The organism is Streptomyces sp. MI02-7b, assembly GCF_033793585.1.
Classification (GTDB): domain Bacteria; phylum Actinomycetota; class Actinomycetes; order Streptomycetales; family Streptomycetaceae; genus Actinacidiphila.
Genome location: NZ_JARAWX010000010.1, coordinates 252,752 through 272,325, shown reverse-complemented (window position 1 = coordinate 272,325; position 19,574 = coordinate 252,752). Strand labels below are relative to the sequence as shown.

The following is a 19,574-nucleotide window of genomic DNA, read 5'->3' as shown; positions in this document are numbered from 1 at the left end:
GACCTCCGGGCCGTCGCTCTCCCGGTCACCCACCGGGCACCTCCATCTCGACCACGGTGCCCCTGCCGGGCGCCGACTCCACCGTCAGGGCGCCGCCGACCCCGTCGGCCCGGTCGCGCATCGAGACCAGGCCCAGGTGGCGTCCGGCGCGCCGTACCGCCGAAGGGTCGAAGCCCCGTCCGTCGTCGGTGATCCGGAGCACCGCCCCCCTGCCACGGGCCTCCAGGCGCACGGTCACCGTGCTCGCCTCGGCGTGGCGCAGCGCATTGTGCATGGCTTCCTGGGCGACGCGCAGCACCGCCTCCTCCTGGGCGGCGGGCAATGCCCGCACCTTGCCGTGGCTGAAGGAGACGCGCGCCGTGTGCGCCCGGCCGAGGACCTGCGCCTGAGTGCGCAGCGTGGCCAGCAGCCCGTCCTCGTCCAGGGCGGCGGGGCGCAGCTCGACCACGACCGCGCGCAGTTCGTCGGCGGCCTCCGCGGCGAGCGCGGCGACCTGGCGCAACTCCTCGCGGGCGCGGACCGGGTCGCGGTCCACCAGTGCGGCGGCGGCCTGGGCGGTGAGCCGCAGCGAGAAGAGCTTCTGCGAGACGGCGTCGTGCAACTCGTGCGCGATGCGGGCGCGTTCGCCGGCGAGGGTCAGCTCGCGGCTGCGCTCGTAAAGGCGCGCGTTGGTGAGGGCGATGGCGGCGTGCGCGGCAAGGGTGCGCAGCAGTTCCTCGTCCTCCGCGGTGAAGGCGCACCCGCCGCCGGCGGGTCGCGGGCCGCGCTTGTTGGCGAGGAAGAGCGCGCCGAGGACCTCGTCGCCGTCGACCACCGGCATGCCGAGGAAGTCGCTCATCTCGGGGTGGGCGGCGGGCCAGCCGCCGAAGCGCGGATCGGCGCGCACGTCGGCGAGCCGCTGCGGGCCGGCCTCGTGGAGCATCGCGGCGAGGATGCCGTGCTGGCGGGGCAGCGGGCCGATCGCCCGCCATTGCTCGTCGCTGACGCCGTCGACGACGAACTGCGCGAAGCCGCCGTGGTCGTCGGGCACGCCGAGCGCCGCGTACTCGGCGTCGAGCAGTTCACGGGCGGAGGCGACGATGGTCTGCAGGACCTCGCGTACCTCCAGGTGCCTGCTCATGGCGAGTACGGCCGCGCTCACCGCCTCGACACCGCGACGGGATGACCGGCTGTGCATGGCTTCACCGTACTGGGGGGCATGGCATCCGGGATCGGCCGCGGGACCGGCGGGACCAGTCCCCCGGACCTAGGCCGAAGTGCCCTTCCGGCCGCGACGGGGTGCCCCCGCCCGCCGGGGACCGGAACCGGCCGAACGTCGGGGAAACAGCGGGAGAACGGCGCACACGCGGTGCCCGGCCCGTCGCACAGTGCCACATGCCTGTGAGGCACCGCATAGGACGTACGTCACGTACGAAGGAAGGTAGTGGACCCGCGAGGCGCCGGACCGCCCGGGAGCGGGGGTCGTGCCGCCCCGGAGCGGCCGCCCGTCTACGACGCCGGGTAGTAATGGCGGGCTTTGCCCGGGAATTTCCCGCGGGCTAAGAATGCTCAGGTCGCTCCGCGCCGCGTTGGACACGTGGCGCTTCTCTTTGCCTGTGCAGAGCGGAGCGCAGCCGAATGGAAGAGGTAACTCCCCCATGCAGCTCCCGACGATCCCGTCTCTCGACCGTCTGACCAAGGCCCACAAGTACTCCGCCGCCGGTATCGCCGCGGCCGGTGTGGGCGTCCTGGCGATCACCGGCGTGACCGGGAGTGCCGGTACGGCCCAGGCCGATCAGGCCGCCGCCGGCAAGGCCGCCAGGGCTGCCAGGGCCGCGCACGCCTCGCACGTGGCCCATCTGAACGCCGTGGCCCAGCAGCACGCCGCCCACGTCGCCCACCAGGCCCTGGTGCGCAAGAAGCACGCCCAGCACGTCGCCCAGGTCACCGCCAGGACCAAGGCGCACGCCCGGCACGTCGCCCATGTCGCCGCCCTGCGCAAGGCGCACGCCGAGCACGTCGCCGCACAGGCCCAGCAGCGCCGCGCGGAGCAGCAGGCCGCCAACCGCAGCCACGAGCGCCAGGCGCTGATACCCCAGCAGAAGCAGGCCGCCCCGCGTCCGGCGCAGGAGAGCACCGCCAGTGCCGCGGCGGTGCCGAGCGGTAGCCCGCAGGAGATGGCGCGGCAGATGGTCGGCGACGCCCAGTTCCAGTGCTTCTCCAACATCGTGACCCGCGAGAGCGGCTGGAACCCGCAGGCGGTCAACCCCTCGTCCGGTGCGTACGGTCTGGTCCAGGCGCTGCCCGGCTCGAAGATGGCCTCCGCCGGTGCCGACTGGCGGACCAATGCGGCCACCCAGATCAAGTGGGGCCTGAACTACATGAACGAGCGCTATGGCAGCCCGTGCGGCGCGTGGTCGTTCTGGCAGGCGCACAACTGGTACTGATCCCGCGGGACAGGCACCAGGCAGCACAAGGCGGCGGATTCCCGGTCGGGGAATCCGCCGCCCCTGTGCGTGGCGGGCAGGTCGGGAGGACGCCCCGCACCCTACTTGCGCATGACCTCCGGCTCGTGCCGCCGCAGCAGCCGCAGGACGAGGAAGCCGCAGATCACGCCGATACCGAGCAGGATGCCCATGTCGGTGCCCCATTGTGCGGCCGAGTGCTCCCACAGCGGGTCGATGTTTTCGGGCTTGGCCTGGTCCCACGGCGGCATGATGTGGCCCAGGTCGAGCGTGGCGCCCGCGGCGCCGACCGCCCAGCGGGACGGCATCAGCCAGGCGACCTGCTCCAGGCCCACGGTGCCGAAGATCTGGAAGAGCACCCCGGTGAAGACCACCTGGACGATGGCGAACATGACCAGCAGCGGCATGGTCTTCTCCGCGGTCTTCACCAGCGAGGAGATGACCAGGCCGAACATCATCGAGCTGAAGCCGAGTCCGATGATCACCAGGGTGAGCTCGGCGGCCGGGAATCCCTTGACGATCAGGCCCTCGTCGGGGAGCTTGCGGACCGACAGGCCGATCGCGCAGATGATGACGCCCTGGAGCGCGCTGATCAGGCCGAGGACGAACACCTTGGAGAACAGGTACGCCGAGCGCGACAGGCCGGTGGCGCGTTCCCGCTCGTAGATGACCCGTTCCTTGATCAGTTCGCGCACCGAGTTGGCGGCGCCCGAGAAGCAGGCGCCGACGGCGAGGATCAGCAGGATGGTGCCGGCGTCGGGGTTGAACTTGCCCGGCTGGTCGGGGGCCGTGAGGCCGAAGTCCGCCGGGATGACCACGCTCACCAGACCGAGGACCGCCGGCAGGATCACCATCAGTCCCATGAAGCCCTTGTCGGAGGCGATCACCGACATGTAGCGACGCACCAGGGTGACGAACTGCGACCCCCAGCTCTGCGGCTTGGGCGGCTTCGTCTGCTGCGGGGCCACGGGTACGGACTGCGGTGCGACGGCGTCCAGGTCCGCGGCGTACATCTGATAGTGCTGGGAGCCGTGCCAGCGGCCTGACCAGTCGTAGTCGCGGTAGTTCTCGAAGGCGGAGAAGACGTCCGCCCAGGTTTCGTAGCCGAAGAAGTTCAGCGCCTCCTCGGGCGGCCCGAAGTACGCCACGGCGCCGCCCGGCGCCATCACCAGCAGCTTGTCGCACAGGGCCAGTTCGGCCACGGAGTGGGTGACCACGAGCACCGTGCGGCCGTCGTCGGCCAGGCCGCGGAGCAGCTTCATCACGTCGCGGTCCATACCCGGGTCGAGGCCGGAGGTGGGCTCGTCCAGGAAGATCAGCGAGGGCTTGGTGAGCAGTTCCAGGGCGACGGAGACGCGCTTGCGCTGGCCGCCGGACAGCGACGTGACGCGCTTGTCGGCGTGGACGTCGAGCTTCAGCTCGCGCAGCACCTCGTCGATGCGGGCCTCGCGCTCGGCGGCCTTGGTGTCGCCGGGGAAGCGGAGCTTGGCCGCGTAGCGCAGGGCTTTGCGGATCGTCAGCTCCTTGTGGAGGATGTCGTCCTGCGGGACCAGCCCGATGCGCTGCCGCAGCTCGGCGAACTGCTTGTAGAGGTTGCGGCTGTCGTACAGCACCTCCCCCTCGTCGGCCGGCCGGTAGCCGGTCAGCGCGCGCAGCAGCGTCGACTTGCCGGAGCCGGAAGGGCCGATGACGGCGACCAGCGACTTCTCGGGGACGCCGAAGGAGACGTCGTTGAGGATGTTCTTGGTGCCGTTGCCCTGGGGGACGGTCACGGTGAGCCGCCGGGCCGAGAAGGAGATCTCGCCGGTGTCGACGAACTCCTCCAGCTGGTCGCCGACGAGCCGGAAGGTGGAGTGGCCGACGCCCACGATGTCGTTGGGGCCGAGCAGGTGACGCTGGATCGGCTGGCCGTTGACGTAGGTGCCGTTGTGGCTGCCGAGGTCGACGATCTCGTAGCGGCCGTCCGGGTGGGCCCGGAACTCCGCGTGGAACCGGGAGACCTGGAGGTCGGAGACGACGAGGTCGTTCTCCAGGGCGCGGCCGATCTTCATCACGCGGCCGAGCACCAGGTGGTGGAAGGTGGTCGGGCTGCGGTCGCCGTAGACGGGCGGTGCGGAGCCCATTCCACCCGAGGGTCCCTGCGGGGCCGGGATACGCGGCTGCGGCGCCTGTCCGCCGTGGGCGGGCTGCGGCACGTGCGGCTGTGCGCCGTTGCCGCCCGCGTTCCAGCCGTTCCGCGACGACGACGCGCCCCGCGCCGGTGCCCTCTGCACGCCGGGACCCGACTGACGGGCCTGCTGCGGCTGGGCGAGCGAGGTCTCGGCGCTGTAGATGTCGCCGCCCGCCGACGCACTGCCGCTGAAGACCAGTTGCGGGCCGTCGTTGGCGTTGCCGAGGTTGACGGTGGCACCGGCGGCGACGTCGTGGGCGTGCACGCGCTGCCCCTGCACATAGGTGCCGTTGGTGCTGCCGAGGTCCTCCAGGACCCAGCCCCGGTCCCCGCGCCGGATGGTGGCGTGCCGCCAGGACACCCTGGCGTCGTCGAGGACCACGTCCGACTGCGGGTCCCGGCCGAGGCTGTACGACCGGGACGGATCCAGCGTCCAGGTGCGACCGTTCAGTTCCAGTACGAGTTCAGGCACCCCAAGCCCCACAAAGTCGTCCCCCGGGTTGTCCCCCTTGGGGGGAGTCTAGGGATTGCGGACACCGGGAGGAACTATTCCAGGCACGACCGGCCGGCAGAAGCAGAACCCGCCCGACCGGAACGAAGTGCACGGGCTGCCGGGAATCCGTTGACGGCGCCGAACCACCACCGGAGAGTGGTAACCGCCCGGGATCCGTGCGGATCATGACGGACCGGGGCATGAGCAGCGCAGGCAGCACAGGCGGTCCGGACGCGACACCTCGGGGGCGGGCATGACGACGTACACCTCCACACCACCATCCGCCGCGTCCCCGCACGCGCCGCGGGCGATCCCCTGGGGCAGCGTGCTGCTGTCCGCGATCGCGGCCGTCAGCTGGGCGTACCTGGCGATGGTGGGCGTGGCGGCGCTCGGGCTCCATCTGCTCGGGGCGGACACCGCGGGCTCCCTCGGGCCGATGACCGCCGCCGTGGTGGCCATGGCGGTGGGCGGCAAGGTGAGCCCGTCCGGGGACGTCGCGGTGTTCGGGCTCGACGGCGCGGGCGCGGCAGGCGCGCTCGACGTGATGCCGCTGGGAGTGGGACTGGTCGGGGCGCTGCTCCTGGCCTGGATCTTCCTGCGCTCGCTGCGACGGGCGGGCGTGACGATCCCGGCCGGCGAACTGGTCGCGCGCGCCGGGACCGTGACGGTCCTTTTCGTGGCGCTGCTCGGTGCACTGGGCTGGGCGGGCGAGGACACCATCGCCATCGACGGGGCCGCGCTGGGCGCCGGCAAGAGCGGGGGCGGGGGCGGCCTGATCGACCAGTTGCCGGGCATCGGCGACATCGGCGGCGGGCTGGGCGACGGGCTGCAGGACCTGATCGACGCCAAGGCCTCGGTGAGCTTCCACGTGGACACCGGCCGCTCGCTGCTGGGCGGACTGCTGTGGGTGCTGGCCGTACTGCTGCTGACGCTGCTCGCCTCGCGGCGCACGCCGCTGCCTCCCGGCCTGGAGGCGGTGCACACGGCTGTCCGTCCGGCCGCCTCGGCGCTGCGCTGGGTGCTGCTGCTGGCCGTGGTGGCGGGGTACGCGGCGGCCGGCTACGCGGCCGCCACCGGGGACGAGCCGAAGCGGATCGCCGGCGCGGCGCTCCTGGGGGCGCCCAACGGTGTCTGGCTGGCGGTGCCCCTGGGTCTGTTCGTCTCGTGGAAGGGCACGGCCACCGGCGAGCTCGCCAAGGTGCTGCCCGACCCCCTCGACCGGCTGCTGACGGGGAAGGCCCAGGAGCCGGTGACCATGGGGCGGCTGGCCGAACTCGACCACCGGGTCTGGCTGCTGACGGTTGCCGTCGCGCTGATGATGCTGGCGGCCGGGGCGCTGGCCGCGGTCCGCACGCCGTTGCGGGGCGCCTCGCGGGCCGGGTACGCCGGGCGGTGCGCGCTGAGCCTCGGGGTGGTCACGGCGCTCGCCTTCCTCCTGCTGGTGCAGCTCACCGGCGTCTCCGTGGACGCGGGGCTGTCGGTGTTCGGCTTCGACGCCGTGGGCGCCGGGATCGACCTGCACGGCAGCATGCCGCTCGCGCTGCTCCTGGGCGCCGCCTGGGGTGCCGCGGCGGGCGGGGCGGGCGCGCTGCTGGCCCTGGCGACGGGCACGGCCGGACGCAGGGTGTCGCCCTACGTGCCGCCGGGCGCGGCAACCGGCGCGGCCGCGCCGCGGCCGCCGCAGCCGCCCGTGGGGGCTCCCGGGCCCGTGGTCCCGCAGGACTCCGGGCGCACCTACCCGGGTATCGCGTACGAGCCCGGCCCCTACCTCCCCAGTCCCGGCTACCAGTCCCACGAGGAGGAGCCCAACCCGTACAAGCAGTCGCCGCCCTCCGACGCCCCGCACTCGGCGCGGACCGTCACCGGGATGCCGCTGCCGCCCCCGCCCGGACCGCCGCCGGGCCGGCCCCCGGGGCCGCCGCCGCAGAATCCGCCGCCACCCGGCGCGCCGGGACAGCGCCGCTGACCACGGGCCCTGTCCGGCAGGCGGAACGCGTCTCCGCCCGGGTCCGGGTGCCCGATACGGTGGTCTCACCATGAACGACGCATCGCAGGCGACCACCGCCCCCGCCGTCAACGTGCCGACCCTCCTGGTCAAGATCTTCGGCAAGGACCGGCCGGGCCTCACCGCCGGGCTCTTCGAGACGCTGGCCGGCTTCCAGGTGGACGTCGTCGACATCGAGCAGGTCGTCACCCGTGGCCGCATCGTGCTCTGCGCGCTGGTCACCGCGCCCACCGGGCCGGGCGTGGAGGGCGCGCTGCGGGCGACGGTGCACTCCTGGGCCGAGTCGGTGCGGCTGCAGGCCGAGATCATCTCCGGCATCGGCGACAACCGGCCGCGCGGCGAGGGCCGCTCCCATGTGACCGTGCTCGGGCACCCGCTCACCGCGGAGTCGACCGCGGCCATAGCGAACCGCATCACCGCGGTGGGCGGCAACATCGACCGCATCTTCCGCCTCGCGAAGTACCCGGTGACGGCGGTGGAGTTCGCCGTGTCGGGTGTCGCGACCGACGCGCTGCGCCCGGTCCTCGCCCTGGAGGCGCACCAGCGCGGGGTGGACGTCGCCGTGGTGTCGTCCGGGCTGCACCGCAGGGCGCGGCGGCTGGTGGTCATGGACGTGGACTCCACCGTCATCCAGGACGAGGTGATCGAGCTCTTCGCGGCGCACGCCGGCTGCGAGGACGAGGTCGCCGAGGTGACGGCCCGCGCGATGCGGGGCGAGCTGGACTTCGAGCAGTCGCTGCACGCGCGGGTGGCGCTGCTGGCGGGGCTGGACGCGTCCGTGGTGGACAAGGTGCGCCAGGAGGTCCGGCTGACGGCGGGCGCCCGCACGCTGATCCGCACCCTCAAGCGCCTGGGCTACCAGGTGGGTGTCGTCTCGGGCGGCTTCACGCAGGTCACGGACGACCTCAAGGAGCGGCTGGGGCTGGACTTCGCGGCCGCCAACACCCTGGAGATCGTCGACGGCCGGCTCACCGGCCGGGTGGTCGGGGAGGTCGTGGACCGCGCGGGCAAGGCGCGGCTGCTGCGGCGCTTCGCCGCGGAGGCCGGGGTGCCGCTCGACCAGACCGTCGCGATCGGCGACGGGGCGAACGACCTGGACATGCTCAACGCCGCCGGGCTCGGGGTGGCCTTCAACGCCAAGCCGGTGGTGCGGGAGGCCGCCGACGCCGCGGTCAACGTGCCGTTCCTGGACACGGTGCTCTACCTGCTGGGCATCACGCGCGAAGAGGTCGAGGCGGCCGACGCGCTGGACGGCGCGGTCGAGGCGTAGCCGCCGGAGAGGGTCCGCGCCCGCGGCGGGACCAGGAGCGCGTACGCGCCGCCCCGGGCCCGTCGCTGCTGTCCGCGGCCCGGTCAGTCGTGCGGGGACCAGAACTCGACCAGGCGCCCCACGCCGTGCTCGACCGTCTTCCAGGGACCGGTGAAGGTGATCACGGCGATCGACGCGGTGGGGAAGCCCGTTCGCTCGATCCGCGCGAGGGCGTCCCCCTCGCTGCTGCCGGCGAGAGCGTCGGCGAGGGCGTGGATTCCCGGGTTGTGGCCCACCAGCAGCAGGTCGTCGACGTCCTCGGGGGTCTCGTTGAGCAGCGCGAGCAGGTCTCCGAGGGTGGCGTCGTACAGCCGCTCCTCGTAGACGGTCCGGGGGCGGTGGGGAAGTTCGTGCGCGACGAGCTTCCAGGTCTCGACGGTGCGGACGGCCGAGGAGCAGAGGGTCAGGTCGAACGGGATGTCCAGCTCCATGAGCCTGCGGCCGGCGACCGGCGCCTCCTTGCGTCCACGGTCGGCCAACGGCCGCTCGTGGTCGGGAACGGCGGGCCAATCGGCCTTGGCGTGCCGGAGCAGGACGATCCGGCGGGGCGATGCAGCTGCGCTCATGACCCTCAGCTTTCCAGAAAACCGCCCGGCAGGCGCGGGAGCGGCCCGGATCGCGGACGGCGTGCGGAGGTTACAGCAGGTGTTGCAGCAATGCCGGGAGCACCTCGGCAAGCCGGGTGAACAGGCGTGCGGCGGGTTCGGCCGCCGAGGCGTTCGCGGTTCCGGGCCCCGCGACGAACGCGAGCAGCGCGGCGAAGGCGAGGGCGGGCAGCGCCAGCGCCCACCACGGCAGGCGCGTCTGCGCGGCGCCGTCGGCCGCGGCACGAACGGTGCGGGGGCGCGGGGCGCGCGAGGGAACAGCCTGCGTGGACACGGGACCGCCTCCGAGGTGCGGGGTGCTGATTGACCTTGCACCACGACGCTACGGAACCGCGGACCGCCGGCCCATCGGGTGGCCCACCCACTTGACCCTGACCCTGACCCCCTAGGGGAGGTGGGGTTGTCCCCACCCCGGGGGTCGGGGGCCGGGTCAGCCGAACTTGGCGCCGATGGTGGCGATCACCGCGACGAGGGCGGGGACGGCGAGCATGAGGCCGAAGATGATCAGGAGCTTCTTCTGCGGCTGCGGGGGGTTGGGCTCGAGCACGGGCATGGCCTCAGTCTGGCACCGGCCCGCGGCAGCCCCGCACCCGGGTCGCCCGGGACGCCGGGTGCGTCAGAGTTCGTCCTCCACCGACCGGTCGCGCCCGGCGACCATGCCCGCGGCGATCTGCGGCAGCAGCAGGGCGAGCATGAAGGCGACGGGCAGGTCCCAGCCGCCGCTGTGCTGGTAGAGGACGCCGACCAGGATCGGGCCCGGGATGGAGATCAGGTAGCCGGTGCACTGCGCGAAGGCCGACAGCCGCACCACTCCCGCGCCGGTGCGCGAGCGCATCCCGATCATGGTGAGGGCGAGCGGGAAGGAGCAGTTGGAGATCCCGAGCAGGACCGCCCACACCCAGGGCGCGGCGGCGGGCGCGAGCCACAGTCCCGCGTACCCGGCGAGCCCGAACAGGCCGAGGCCCACGGCCAGTCCGCCCTGGTGCCGCATCCGCCCCGCGAGCGCGGGCAGCACGAAGGACAGCGGCACACCCATCACCATGGTGACGGCGAGCAGCACTCCGGCGGCGGAGGCGGAGATCCCCGCGTCACGGAAGATCTGCGGCAGCCAGCCCATGGTGATGTACGCGCCGGTGGCCTGGAGCCCGAAGTACACGGCCAGCGCCCAGGCGGTGCGGCTGCGGGTGATCCGGCCGGCCGCGACGGGGGCGGTCACCGCGGGGGCCACGGGGGCCGGGACGGGCGCAGTGCCGGCGCCGGCACCGCTGCGGTCGCGCACCAGGGCGAGCCAGGGCACGACGGCCGCGACCGCGACCACCGCCCAGACACCGAGGCCGGCGCGCCAGTCGCCGCCCAGGGCACGTGTCACGGGGACGGTGGCCGCGGCCGCCAGGGCGGTGCCCAGGGAGAGCGCCATGGAGTACAGGCCGGTCATGGTGCCCACGCGATCGGGGAAGTAGCGCTTGACGACCACGGGCATCAGGACGTTGCCGACGGCTATGCCGGCCAGTGCCAGGGCGCTGGCGGCGAGGAAGACGACGGTGCCGCCGGCGAACGGGCGCAGGGCCAGTCCGAGTGCGATGGCGGTCAGTCCTCCGCAGACCACAGCGCCGGGGCCGCGGCGGCGGGCCAGCCGCGGCGCGGCCACGCCGAAGAGGGCGAAGCACAGGGCCGGCACGGAGGTGAGCAGCCCGGCGACGGTCCCGCTCATGCCCAGCCCGTCGCGGACCTCCTCCAGGAGCGCGCCGAGGCTCGTGATGGCGGGTCGCAGGTTGAGTGCGGCGAGGACGAGCGCGACGGCGACGAAAACCCGGGTGCGGGCGCGGGTGTGCGTCATGCTCTGCGGAGCGGCGGACCGCTGTACGGGCAGGGCGGGTCCTGCCGTGGCAGGGTCGATCGTTGTGGCTTCGTCGTCACGCATGCGCACCATCATAGAATGATGGGATGAATCCTGAGGAGGGTCCATGCCCCTGACCTCGCCCCGGCGGTCCGTGCTCGCCGACCAGGTGATCACACAACTGCGCGCCCAGATCACCTCCGGTGAGTGGCCGGTGGGATCACGCATCCCGACCGAGACGCAGCTGGTGGAGCAGCTCGGGGTGGCCCGCAACACCGTCCGCGAGGCCGTCCGGGCACTGGCGCACAACGGTCTGCTGGACATCCGGCAGGGATCGGGCACCTATGTGCTGGCGACGAGCGAGATGGCCGGCGTCATGCACCGCCGCTTCGCCGACGCCGATCCCCGGCACGTCGCCGAGCTGCGCAGCGCCTTGGAGGCCGCCGCGGCGTCGCTGGCCGCCTCGCGGCGCACCGAGCGCGATCTCCGGCAGCTGGACGCGGCTCTCGCGCGGCGTGAACGGGCCTGGCACGCCGGGCGCGCGGACGTCTTCGTGGACGCCGACGCGGCGCTGCACCTGTCGGTCGTGGCCGCCTCGCACAACGAGGTCATCGCCGAGCTCTACGCCGACCTCGGCGAGGTGCTGCGCGAGTTCCTCCGCGCCGACATCGGGGAGGAGCTGAGCGCCGAGACGTACGTGGACCACTCCCGGCTGGTCGAGGCGATCCGCCAGGGGGACCCGATGGCGGCTTCGGAGGAGGCCGCGGGCCACGCCTTCAGCTGCCGCTTCCGTCCGGCAGACGGGTGACCCAGACGCTCGATATCTCCTCCCAGCAGCGGTCGCTCAGCGTCACCGTCTCCGCCGGGCCCACCGGGACCTGCGGGCCGTCCACGTCCGGGTCCCACCACTGGGCGCACTCGATGTGCAGCTGCACGTGGTCGACGTCCGGATCCGGGTTGAAGCAGACGGCCACGCCCTCGCTGCCCTGCACGGAGGTCCGGCACTCGGTGTCCTCGACCGCCCCTGACGCCGCCCGGGCCGCCGCCGCTGCCGGGCCCGCGACCACCGAGGCCGCCGCCGCTGCCGCCACCGCGTAGAAGCGCACACGCACGATGCACACCCTCCCTCCGCTGCCCCGGTTCGTCCCCCTCGCCCCGCACCCCATGGTGGCGGCGCACACCCGGGACCACCCGGGTTGCTGGGCCGAACGGGGGACGCCGGCCCCGAACGCGCGTACGGCCCCGGCCCGCCCGAAGGCGGCACCGGGGCCGTAGGAGACGAACGACGACGGGGAAGGGACCCGCCGGCGTCAGGCGCCGATCGCGTGCAGGCCGCCGTCGACGTGCACGATCTCGCCCGTGGTCTTGGGGAACCAGTCGCTGAGCAGCGCCACGACTCCGCGGCCGGCCGGCTCGGGGTCGGCCACGTCCCACTCCAGGGGTGAGCGGTGGTTCCAGACGTCGGCGAGCTCGCTGAAGCCCGGGATGGACTTCGCGGCCATGGAGCCGATCGGGCCCGCCGAGATCAGGTTGCAGCGGATGTTCTGCTTGCCGAGGTCACGCGCGATGTAGCGCGACGTGGCCTCCAGGGCGGCCTTGGCCGGGCCCATCCAGTCGTACTGCGGCCAGGCGTACTGCGCGTCGAAGGTGAGGCCGACGACCGAGCCGCCCTCCTGCATCAGCGGCAGGCAGGCCATGGTGAGCGCCTTCAGCGAGTACGCGGAGACGTGCATGGCCGTGGCGACGGACTCGAACGGCGTGTTCAGGAAGTTGCCGCCGAGCGCGTCCTGCGGCGCGAAGCCGATGGAGTGGACCACGCCGTCCAGGCCGCCCAGCTCCTCGCGCACCACGTCGGCCAGGGAGGCCAGGTGCTCGCCGTTGGTGACGTCCAGCTCGATGACCTTGACGGGCCTGGGCAGCTTCTTGGCGATGCGCTCGGTGAGCGTGGGCCGCGGGAACGCCGTGAGGATGATCTCGGCGCCCTGCTCCTGGGCGAGCCTGGCGGTGTGGAAGGCGATGGAGGACTCCATCAGCACGCCCGTGATGAGGACGCGTTTGCCGGCGAGGATTCCGCTCATGCTCAGTGACCCATGCCCAATCCGCCGTCCACGGGAATGACGGCTCCAGTGATGTATGCGGCCTCGTCGGAGGCGAGGAAGCGGACCGAGGCGGCGATCTCCTCGGGCTGCGCGTACCGGCCCGCGGGGACCTGGCTGACGATGGCCTTGCGCTGCTCGTCGGTGAGCACGCGGGTCATGTCGGTGTCGACGAAGCCGGGGGCGACGACGTTGACGGTGATGTTGCGCGAGCCGAGCTCGCGGGCGAGGGAGCGGGCGAAGCCGACCAGGCCGGCCTTGGAGGCGGCGTAGTTCGCCTGTCCCGCCTGGCCCGTCAGGCCCACCACGGAGGAGATCAGCACGACACGGCCCTTGCGGGCCCGCAGCATCGCCTTCGAGGCACGCTTGACCATGCGGAAGGTGCCGGTGAGGTTGGTGTCGATGACGGAGGTGAAGTCCTCCTCCGACATGCGCAGCAGCAGCTGGTCGCGGGTGACGCCGGCGTTGGCCACCAGCACCTGTACGGGACCCTGCTTCTCCTCGATCTCCTTGTAGGCCTGCTCGACCTGCTCGGGATCCGTGATGTCGCAGCGGACGGCGAGGAAGCCGGCCGGCGGCTCGCCCGAGCGGTAGGTGATGGCGACCTGGTCACCGGCGTCGGCGAAGGCCCGGGCGATGGCGAGGCCGATGCCCCGGTTTCCTCCGGTGACGAGAACCGAGCGGCTCAACGGATCACCCTTTCCATAGTGGTCTTGTACACCGAAAAACTATCTGCCTACGCGGCGGTACGGAGAATCGACCCCCGACAGGGGCGTGTCCGCGTCGCTGTCGAGTCCCTACAGAAAACGGCAGGCGGGGGCGGTGTCGGAGGGGCATGATTCACTGCGGAGGACATGACGCACACCGACGTTGAGGCATCGGGCAGAAGGGGAGGCCGTCGTGCCCCATGAGGTCGATCAGTCATTTCTGGCGCTGCCGCTGAGGCCGCTGGCCGACGCCGCGCTGGCACGCGCCCGCGCCCTGGGCGCCGAGCACGCCGACTTCCGCTTCGAGAGGGTGCGCGGGGCCGCCTGGCGGCTGCGCGACGGCAGACCGTCCGGTTCCTCGGACACCACGGACATGGGCTACGCGGTGCGCGTCGTGCACGGCGGGGCCTGGGGCTTCGCCTCCGGGGTGGACCTGACGATGGATGCGGCGGCGCGGGTGGCCGGCCAGGCGGTCGCCATGGCGAAGCTGTCCGCGAAGGTGATCGCCGCGGCGGGCTCGGACGAGCGCGTGCAGCTCGCGCCGGAGCCCGTGCACGCGGACAAGGTCTGGGTCTCGGCGTACGACGTCGACCCCTTCGATGTGCCCGATGCCGACAAGACCGCTCTGCTGGCCGAGTGGAGCGGCCGGTTGCTGGCCGCTCCGGGCGTGTCGCACGTGGACGCCTCGCTCATGACCGTCCACGAGAACAAGTTCTACGCCGACACCTGGGGCACGACCACGACCCAGCAGCGGGTGCGGGTGCACCCGCAACTGACCGCCGTCGCGGTGGACCCGGCCTCCGGCGAGTTCGACTCCATGCGCACCCTGGCCCCGCCGGCCGGCCGCGGCTGGGAGTACCTGACCGGCACCGGCTGGGACTGGGACACCGAGCTCGCGGAGATCCCGGAGCTGCTCTCCGAGAAGATGGCGGCCCCCTCGGTGGAGGCGGGCGCGTACGACGTGGTGGTCGACCCGTCCAATCTCTGGCTGACCATCCACGAGTCGATCGGCCACGCCACCGAACTGGACCGCGCGCTGGGATACGAGGCCGCCTACGCCGGCACCTCCTTCGCCACCTTCGACCAGCTGGGCAAGCTGCAGTACGGCTCCGCGCACATGAACGTCACCGGCGACCGCACCGCCGAGCACGGGCTGGCGACCGTCGGCTACGACGACGAGGGCGTCGCCGGCCAGTCCTGGGACCTGATCAAGGACGGCGTCCTGGTCGGCTACCAGCTGGACCGGCGCATCGCGCGGCTGACCGGCTTCGAGCGCTCCAACGGCTGCGCCTACGCCGACTCCCCCGGCCATGTGCCGGTGCAGCGGATGGCGAACGTGTCGTTGCGGCCCGCGCCGGACGGCCCGTCGACGCAGGAGCTGATCGGCGGCGTGGAGCGCGGCATCTACATCGTCGGCGACCGCTCGTGGTCCATCGACATGCAGCGCTACAACTTCCAGTTCACCGGGCAGCGCTTCTTCAGGATCGAGAACGGCCGGCTGGCCGGCCAGCTGCGCGACGTCGCCTACCAGGCGACCACCACCGACTTCTGGGGCTCCATGGAGGCCGTCGGCGGCCCGCAGACCTACGTCCTGGGTGGCGCCTTCAACTGCGGCAAGGCCCAGCCGGGCCAGGTCGCCGCCGTCTCGCACGGCTGCCCGTCCGCGCTCTTCCGCGGCGTGAACATCCTCAACACCACGCAGGAGGCCGGTCGATGAGCACCCTCTCCAAGCCCCACGAGATCGTCGAGCGGGCCCTGGAGCTGTCCCGTGCGGACGGCTGCGTGGTCATCGCCGACGAGGACTCCTCGGCCAACCTGCGCTGGGCGGGCAACGCCCTGACCACCAACGGCGTCACCCGCGGCCGCACACTCACGGTGATCGCGACCGTGAACGGCGCGCAGGGCACCGCCTCGGGCGTGGTGTCGCGTGCCGCGGTCACCGCGGACGACCTGGAGCCGCTGGTGCGCGCCGCCGAGGCGGCGGCACGCGACGCGGGACCCGCCGAGGACGCCCAGCCGCTGGTCGAGGGGGTACCCGCGAGCGCCTCCTTCACCGAGCCGCCCGCCGAGACCGGCTCCGAGGTCTTCGCGGCCTTCGCGCCGGCGCTCGGCGAGTCCTTCGCCGTGGCCCGGGCCGGCGGCCGGCGGTTGTACGGCTTCGCCCAGCACAGCGTCACCTCGACCTACCTGGGCACCTCTACGGGTCTGCGGCTGCGCCACGACCAGCCCAGCGGCACGCTCGAACTCAACGCCAAGTCCGAGGACATGTCCCGCTCGGCGTGGGCCGGCGCGGCCACCCGCGACTTCACCGACGTCGACCCCGCGGCGCTCGACGCCGAACTGGCGCAGCGGCTGGCCTGGGCCGAGCGCCGGATCGACCTGCCCGCCGGGCGGTACGAGACGCTGCTGCCGCCGTCGGCGGTGGCGGACCTGGTGATCTATCAGCAGTGGAGCTCCGCGGCCCGGGACGCGGCGGAGGGCCGCACGGTCTTCAGCAAGCCCGGCGGGGGCACCCGGATCGGCGAGCGGCTGTCGGACCTGCCCCTGACGCTGCGCAGCGACCCGCACGAACCCGGCCTGGAGTCGGCCCCGTTCGTGATCGCGCACGCCTCGGGTGACGACTCGTCGGTCTTCGACAACGGCCTGCCGGTCGAATCGACGGACTGGCTGCGCGACGGCGTGCTGCGGCGGCTGTTCACCACCCGGCACAGCGCGGGACTGACCGGTCTGCCGACGGCGCCGGTCGGGGGCAATCTGATCCTCGACGGCGGCGGCAAGCGCTCCCTGGAGGAACTGGTCGCGGACACCGGGCGCGGGCTGCTGCTGACCTGCCTGTGGTACATCCGCGAGGTCGACCCGGCCACCCTGCTGCTGACCGGGCTGACCCGCGACGGGGTCTACCTGGTGGAGGGCGGCGAGGTGACCGGTGTGGTCAACAACTTCCGGTTCAACGAGTCGCCGGTGGACCTGCTGGGCCGGGTCACCGAGGTGGGCCGCACCGAGCGGACGCTGCCCCGCGAGTGGGGCGACTGGTTCACCCGGGCCGCGTTCCCGGCGATGCGGATCCCGGATTTCAACATGAGTTCGGTCAGCCAGGGGGTCTGACCGCCGACAAGGGGTGGGCGATGGACGAGAAGCAGACGGTCAAGGTCTCGAAGTTCCTGGCCCGCGTGCTGCGGCACGATCCGGGGTCGATCGGGATCGCCCTCGACGAGGGAGGCTGGGTGGACGTGGACGTGCTGATGGCCGCGTCCGCCCGGGCGGGCCGGCGCTTCTCGCGTGCCGACCTGGACCATGTCGTGGCCAGCAACAACAAGAAGCGGTACGCGTACTCGGAGGACGGCCGGCGGATCAGGGCCAGCCAGGGCCACTCGGTGGAGGTCGACCTCGGTCTGGCCGCCACCGAGCCGCCCGCCGTCCTCTACCACGGCACCGCCAGGACGACCCTGCCGATCGTGCTGGCCGAGGGCCTGCGCCCGATGACCCGTCAGGACGTGCACCTGTCGGCGGACGTGGAGACGGCCGTGCGCGTGGGCACGCGGCACGGCCGTCCGGTGGTGCTCGAGGTGGACGCCGCGGGACTGGCCGCCACGGGCCACGTCTTCCGGGTGAGCGCCAACGGCGTGTGGCTCACCGACCGGGTGCCGCCCGCCTTCCTGCGGCAGCACCACTCCTGAGACGGCAGCCGGGCGTCAGACGGCCGTGCGCTGCCTTCTGCCGCGGACCGAGGCCCACAGCGGCGTCACCACGGCCACCACGAGGATGGCGCCGATGATCTGCAGCACGTGCCTGATCCAGTCGATGCCCGCGGTGTGCTTGACGCCGAGCCAGCCGGAGACCGCGTTCCCCAGGAACGCGCCGAGGATGCCGCAGATGATGGTGAGCCACCAGGGGATGTCCTGCCTGCCCGGCAGGAGGAGCTTCGCGAGGAAGCCGAGCACGATGCCGACGATGATCGCCCAGACCCAGTTCATGACGTCAGTCTGTGCGGGGCCCCGGTACGTCGCATGCGGGATACCGCCATACGTTGTACGGCGGTATCGAGGGTGTCACCCGGAGGCCGCCCCCGCTCTCGAATGCGGCGGACACGCGGCGTAACGTGGAGGGCGTCGGAACCGGGAGCTTCCGGCATTTCGAGCAGGCGGTGGGAACGTGATGCGGAAGCACAGTGATCCAGGGGTCTTCCGGATCACCGGGACGGCGGCGGGGCTCACGGAGGACGTCCGGGGCCGGCAGCGCCGCTACATCATCTCGATGTCCGTGCGCACCCTTTCGTTCATCCTGGCCGTCGTCCTGTGGCACGTGTGGACCCCGCTGGCGTGGGTGGCGCTCGTCGCCGGGCTGGTGCTGCCGTACATCGCCGTGGTGCTCGCCAACGCGGGCCGTGAGAACGCCCGCAACCTGCCGTCCTCGCACCTCCCGCCGGTCGTGCCCCCGGCTCTGGGGCCCGGGCGGGAACGGCTTCCCGAGGAGGCCGGGAGGGAAGCCGACGGACGCTCGTCCTCCGGTCGCGGCTGACCCTTTTCCGGACCTCCGAAGCTCAAGAAAAGCTCAGATCAATCATGGGCATCCACTCCACTGGGGGCCTTTCCGCGTGACATACTGCGTACGCGCTCCGCATCCCCCGTCGGAGCGACGGACCGACGCCGGGCGGCTCCCCCCGTGGCTGCCCGGCGTCGCCATGTTTGGATGGGGTTCGTGACCAACGAATCGCCGATCTGCTCCGCCAAGGGGTGCCGCGCCCCCGCTGTGTGGGTGCTCTCCTGGAACAACCCCAAGCTCCACACCCCGGAACGCCGCAAGACCTGGCTGGCCTGCGAGGAGCACCGCGAGCACCTGTCGTCGTTCCTGGGTGTGCGGGGGTTCCTCAAGGACGTCGTGCGTTTCGAGGAGTGGGAGGAGCCGGCCGGCCGGGACTCAGCCGCCGATCGCTGACATCGGGCGCTCGGGCTGCAGGAACGAGGGGTCGTCGAGGCCGGAGCCGGCCTTCTTGCCCCACATCGCGACCTTCCACAGCTCGGCGATCTCCTCGTCGGATCCGCCGGAGCGCAGTGCGCCGCGCAGGTCCGACTCCTCGCGGGCGAACAGGCAGTTGCGTATCTGGCCGTCGGCGGTGAGCCGGGTGCGGTCGCAGGCGCGGCAGAAGGGGCGGGTGACGGAGGCGATCACGCCGACCCGGCCGGGGCCGCCGTCGACCAGCCAGCGTTCCGCCGGGGCGTGCCCACGTGCCTCGTCGGGCTCGGGGGTGAGGACGAAACGGGTGGCCAGGCTCGCCAGGATCTCCTGGGCGGTGACCATGTCGCTCCGCTGCCAGCCGTGCTGGGCGTCGAGCGGCATCTGCTCGATGAAGCGCAGCTCGTAGCCGTTTTCGAGGGCCCAGGCCAGGAGCTCGGGGGCCTCGTCGTCGTTGACCCCCCGCATCAGCACGCTGTTGACCTTGACGGGGGTCAGTCCCGCGTCCCGGGCGGCCTCCAGGCCGCGCAGGACGTCATGGTGCCGCTTGCGGCGGGTCAGCGCCTGAAAGACCTCGGGGCGCAGGGTGTCCAGGGAGACGTTGACACGGTTCAGTCCGGCGGCGTGCAGCGCGGCGGCCGTGCGTTCGAGGCCGACGCCGTTGGTGGTGAGGGAGAGCTTGGGGCGGGGCTCCAGGGCCGCGCAGCGCTCGACGATGCCGACGAGCCCGGGCCGCAGCAGGGGCTCGCCGCCGGTGAAGCGGACGTCCTTGACCCCGAGCAGCGTGACGGCGATGCGCACCAGCCGGACGATCTCGTCGTCGGTCAGCAGCTCGGGCTTGCCGAGCCACTGCAGCCCTTCTTCCGGCATGCAGTACGTGCAGCGCAGATTGCACCGGTCGGTCAGCGAGACCCGCAGGTCAGTGGCGATCCGGCCGTAGGTGTCGAGCAGCACG

20 protein-coding genes are annotated in these 19,574 nt (G+C 72.6%); 9 read left to right on the top strand and 11 right to left on the bottom strand.

Annotation, left to right across the window (positions count from 1 at the left end):
• Positions 1-25 precede the first annotated feature (25 nt).
• Positions 26-1,177 carry a GAF domain-containing sensor histidine kinase gene (locus tag PV364_RS19195; RefSeq protein ID WP_319661293.1) on the bottom strand — a complete coding sequence of 384 codons (1,152 nt, stop codon included), beginning with the start codon at positions 1,175-1,177 and terminating at the stop codon, positions 26-28.
• A gap of 460 nt (positions 1,178-1,637) precedes the next feature.
• Between PV364_RS19195 and PV364_RS19190 the strand changes: the two genes are divergently transcribed.
• Positions 1,638-2,426: a transglycosylase SLT domain-containing protein gene (locus PV364_RS19190; protein WP_319661292.1), complete on the top strand. Its 789-nt coding sequence runs from the start codon at positions 1,638-1,640 to the stop codon at positions 2,424-2,426.
• Positions 2,427-2,527: 101 nt separating this feature from the next.
• Here PV364_RS19190 and PV364_RS19185 read toward each other — a convergent pair whose 3' ends face one another.
• A complete protein-coding gene (locus PV364_RS19185) occupies positions 2,528-5,086 on the bottom strand; it encodes an FHA domain-containing protein (protein WP_319661291.1) in 2,559 nt (852 codons plus the stop codon).
• 274 nt (positions 5,087-5,360) lie between these two features.
• On the opposite strand from PV364_RS19185, the gene PV364_RS19180 reads away from it, so the two are divergent.
• Together PV364_RS19180 and serB are read left to right on the top strand one after the other, a co-directional pair.
• On the top strand, positions 5,361-7,073 hold the full coding sequence (locus PV364_RS19180; protein WP_319661290.1) for a streptophobe family protein: 1,713 nt from the start codon (positions 5,361-5,363) through the stop codon (positions 7,071-7,073).
• Positions 7,074-7,143: 70 nt separating this feature from the next.
• Complete coding sequence (gene serB, locus PV364_RS19175; protein ID WP_319661289.1) at positions 7,144-8,382, top strand: phosphoserine phosphatase SerB; 1,239 nt, start codon at positions 7,144-7,146, stop codon at positions 8,380-8,382.
• 83 nt (positions 8,383-8,465) lie between these two features.
• On the opposite strand, the gene PV364_RS19170 is transcribed toward serB, so the two are convergent.
• The 4 genes from PV364_RS19170 to PV364_RS19155 form a co-directional block, all read right to left on the bottom strand.
• Positions 8,466-8,987: a SixA phosphatase family protein gene (locus tag PV364_RS19170; RefSeq protein WP_319661288.1), complete on the bottom strand. Its 522-nt coding sequence runs from the start codon at positions 8,985-8,987 to the stop codon at positions 8,466-8,468.
• A gap of 70 nt (positions 8,988-9,057) precedes the next feature.
• Positions 9,058-9,300, bottom strand: a complete 243-nt coding sequence (locus PV364_RS19165; RefSeq protein ID WP_319661287.1) for a hypothetical protein — start codon at positions 9,298-9,300, stop codon at positions 9,058-9,060.
• Between the two features lie 156 nt (positions 9,301-9,456).
• Positions 9,457-9,579 (bottom strand): SGM_5486 family transporter-associated protein, encoded by a 123-nt coding sequence (locus PV364_RS19160; protein ID WP_319661286.1) that lies wholly within the window; start codon positions 9,577-9,579, stop codon positions 9,457-9,459.
• Between the two features lie 63 nt (positions 9,580-9,642).
• The gene (locus PV364_RS19155; RefSeq protein ID WP_319661285.1) at positions 9,643-10,947 is read right to left on the bottom strand and encodes an MFS transporter; all 1,305 of its coding nucleotides are present in this window, start codon (positions 10,945-10,947) and stop codon (positions 9,643-9,645) included.
• A 43-nt stretch (positions 10,948-10,990) separates the two neighbouring features.
• Between PV364_RS19155 and PV364_RS19150 the strand changes: the two genes are divergently transcribed.
• On the top strand, positions 10,991-11,671 hold the full coding sequence (locus tag PV364_RS19150; RefSeq protein WP_319661283.1) for a FadR/GntR family transcriptional regulator: 681 nt from the start codon (positions 10,991-10,993) through the stop codon (positions 11,669-11,671).
• On the opposite strand, the gene PV364_RS19145 is transcribed toward PV364_RS19150, so the two are convergent.
• The 3 genes from PV364_RS19145 to fabG form a co-directional block, all read right to left on the bottom strand.
• A complete protein-coding gene (locus tag PV364_RS19145; protein ID WP_319661282.1) occupies positions 11,640-11,984 on the bottom strand; it encodes a hypothetical protein in 345 nt (114 codons plus the stop codon). The two genes, PV364_RS19150 and PV364_RS19145, sit on opposite strands and share 32 nt — an antisense overlap.
• A gap of 189 nt (positions 11,985-12,173) precedes the next feature.
• Positions 12,174-12,941, bottom strand: a complete 768-nt coding sequence (gene fabI, locus PV364_RS19140) for an enoyl-ACP reductase FabI (protein ID WP_319661281.1) — start codon at positions 12,939-12,941, stop codon at positions 12,174-12,176.
• Between the two features lie 2 nt (positions 12,942-12,943).
• A complete protein-coding gene (fabG, locus tag PV364_RS19135; protein WP_319661280.1) occupies positions 12,944-13,648 on the bottom strand; it encodes a 3-oxoacyl-[acyl-carrier-protein] reductase in 705 nt (234 codons plus the stop codon).
• Between the two features lie 211 nt (positions 13,649-13,859).
• Between fabG and PV364_RS19130 the strand changes: the two genes are divergently transcribed.
• From PV364_RS19130 to PV364_RS19120, 3 genes are read left to right on the top strand one after another with little or no spacing between them, the layout of a single operon-like run.
• Positions 13,860-15,383, top strand: a complete 1,524-nt coding sequence (locus tag PV364_RS19130; protein ID WP_319661279.1) for a TldD/PmbA family protein — start codon at positions 13,860-13,862, stop codon at positions 15,381-15,383.
• On the top strand, positions 15,380-16,771 hold the full coding sequence (locus PV364_RS19125) for a metallopeptidase TldD-related protein (protein WP_319661278.1): 1,392 nt from the start codon (positions 15,380-15,382) through the stop codon (positions 16,769-16,771). The genes PV364_RS19130 and PV364_RS19125 overlap by 4 nt, the downstream gene beginning before the upstream one ends.
• Before the next feature lie 20 nt (positions 16,772-16,791).
• Complete coding sequence (locus tag PV364_RS19120) at positions 16,792-17,343, top strand: RNA 2'-phosphotransferase (protein WP_319661277.1); 552 nt, start codon at positions 16,792-16,794, stop codon at positions 17,341-17,343.
• 15 nt (positions 17,344-17,358) lie between these two features.
• On the opposite strand, the gene PV364_RS19115 is transcribed toward PV364_RS19120, so the two are convergent.
• Positions 17,359-17,640, bottom strand: a complete 282-nt coding sequence (locus tag PV364_RS19115; protein WP_319661276.1) for a GlsB/YeaQ/YmgE family stress response membrane protein — start codon at positions 17,638-17,640, stop codon at positions 17,359-17,361.
• 181 nt (positions 17,641-17,821) lie between these two features.
• Here PV364_RS19115 and PV364_RS19110 point away from each other — a divergent pair, with 181 nt between their 5' ends.
• Positions 17,822-18,184 (top strand): DUF3099 domain-containing protein, encoded by a 363-nt coding sequence (locus PV364_RS19110; protein WP_319661275.1) that lies wholly within the window; start codon positions 17,822-17,824, stop codon positions 18,182-18,184.
• Positions 18,185-18,355: 171 nt separating this feature from the next.
• A complete protein-coding gene (locus tag PV364_RS19105; protein WP_319661274.1) occupies positions 18,356-18,601 on the top strand; it encodes a hypothetical protein in 246 nt (81 codons plus the stop codon).
• On the opposite strand, the gene moaA is transcribed toward PV364_RS19105, so the two are convergent.
• Positions 18,584-19,573 (bottom strand): GTP 3',8-cyclase MoaA, encoded by a 990-nt coding sequence (gene moaA, locus PV364_RS19100; protein ID WP_319661272.1) that lies wholly within the window; start codon positions 19,571-19,573, stop codon positions 18,584-18,586. The two genes, PV364_RS19105 and moaA, sit on opposite strands and share 18 nt — an antisense overlap.
• Between the last annotated feature and the right edge of the window lies 1 nt (position 19,574).

Bases quoted from the DNA above. Each gene is read 5' to 3' on its own strand.
- PV364_RS19110 (WP_319661275.1), top strand. From the start codon at position 17,822: ATGCGGAAGCACAGTGATCCAGGGGTCTTCCGGATCACCGGGACGGCG.
- PV364_RS19190 (WP_319661292.1), top strand. From the start codon at position 1,638: ATGCAGCTCCCGACGATCCCGTCTCTCGACCGTCTGACCAAGGCCCAC.
- PV364_RS19120 (WP_319661277.1), top strand. From the start codon at position 16,792: ATGGACGAGAAGCAGACGGTCAAGGTCTCGAAGTTCCTGGCCCGCGTG.
- PV364_RS19180 (WP_319661290.1), top strand. From the start codon at position 5,361: ATGACGACGTACACCTCCACACCACCATCCGCCGCGTCCCCGCACGCG.
- PV364_RS19115 (WP_319661276.1), bottom strand. From the start codon at position 17,640: ATGAACTGGGTCTGGGCGATCATCGTCGGCATCGTGCTCGGCTTCCTC.
- PV364_RS19105 (WP_319661274.1), top strand. From the start codon at position 18,356: ATGGGGTTCGTGACCAACGAATCGCCGATCTGCTCCGCCAAGGGGTGC.
- PV364_RS19155 (WP_319661285.1), bottom strand. From the start codon at position 10,947: ATGCGTGACGACGAAGCCACAACGATCGACCCTGCCACGGCAGGACCC.
- PV364_RS19195 (WP_319661293.1), bottom strand. From the start codon at position 1,177: ATGCACAGCCGGTCATCCCGTCGCGGTGTCGAGGCGGTGAGCGCGGCC.
- fabI (WP_319661281.1), bottom strand. From the start codon at position 12,941: ATGAGCGGAATCCTCGCCGGCAAACGCGTCCTCATCACGGGCGTGCTG.
- PV364_RS19170 (WP_319661288.1), bottom strand. From the start codon at position 8,987: ATGAGCGCAGCTGCATCGCCCCGCCGGATCGTCCTGCTCCGGCACGCC.
- PV364_RS19160 (WP_319661286.1), bottom strand. From the start codon at position 9,579: ATGCCCGTGCTCGAGCCCAACCCCCCGCAGCCGCAGAAGAAGCTCCTG.
- PV364_RS19150 (WP_319661283.1), top strand. From the start codon at position 10,991: ATGCCCCTGACCTCGCCCCGGCGGTCCGTGCTCGCCGACCAGGTGATC.
- PV364_RS19125 (WP_319661278.1), top strand. From the start codon at position 15,380: ATGAGCACCCTCTCCAAGCCCCACGAGATCGTCGAGCGGGCCCTGGAG.
- serB (WP_319661289.1), top strand. From the start codon at position 7,144: ATGAACGACGCATCGCAGGCGACCACCGCCCCCGCCGTCAACGTGCCG.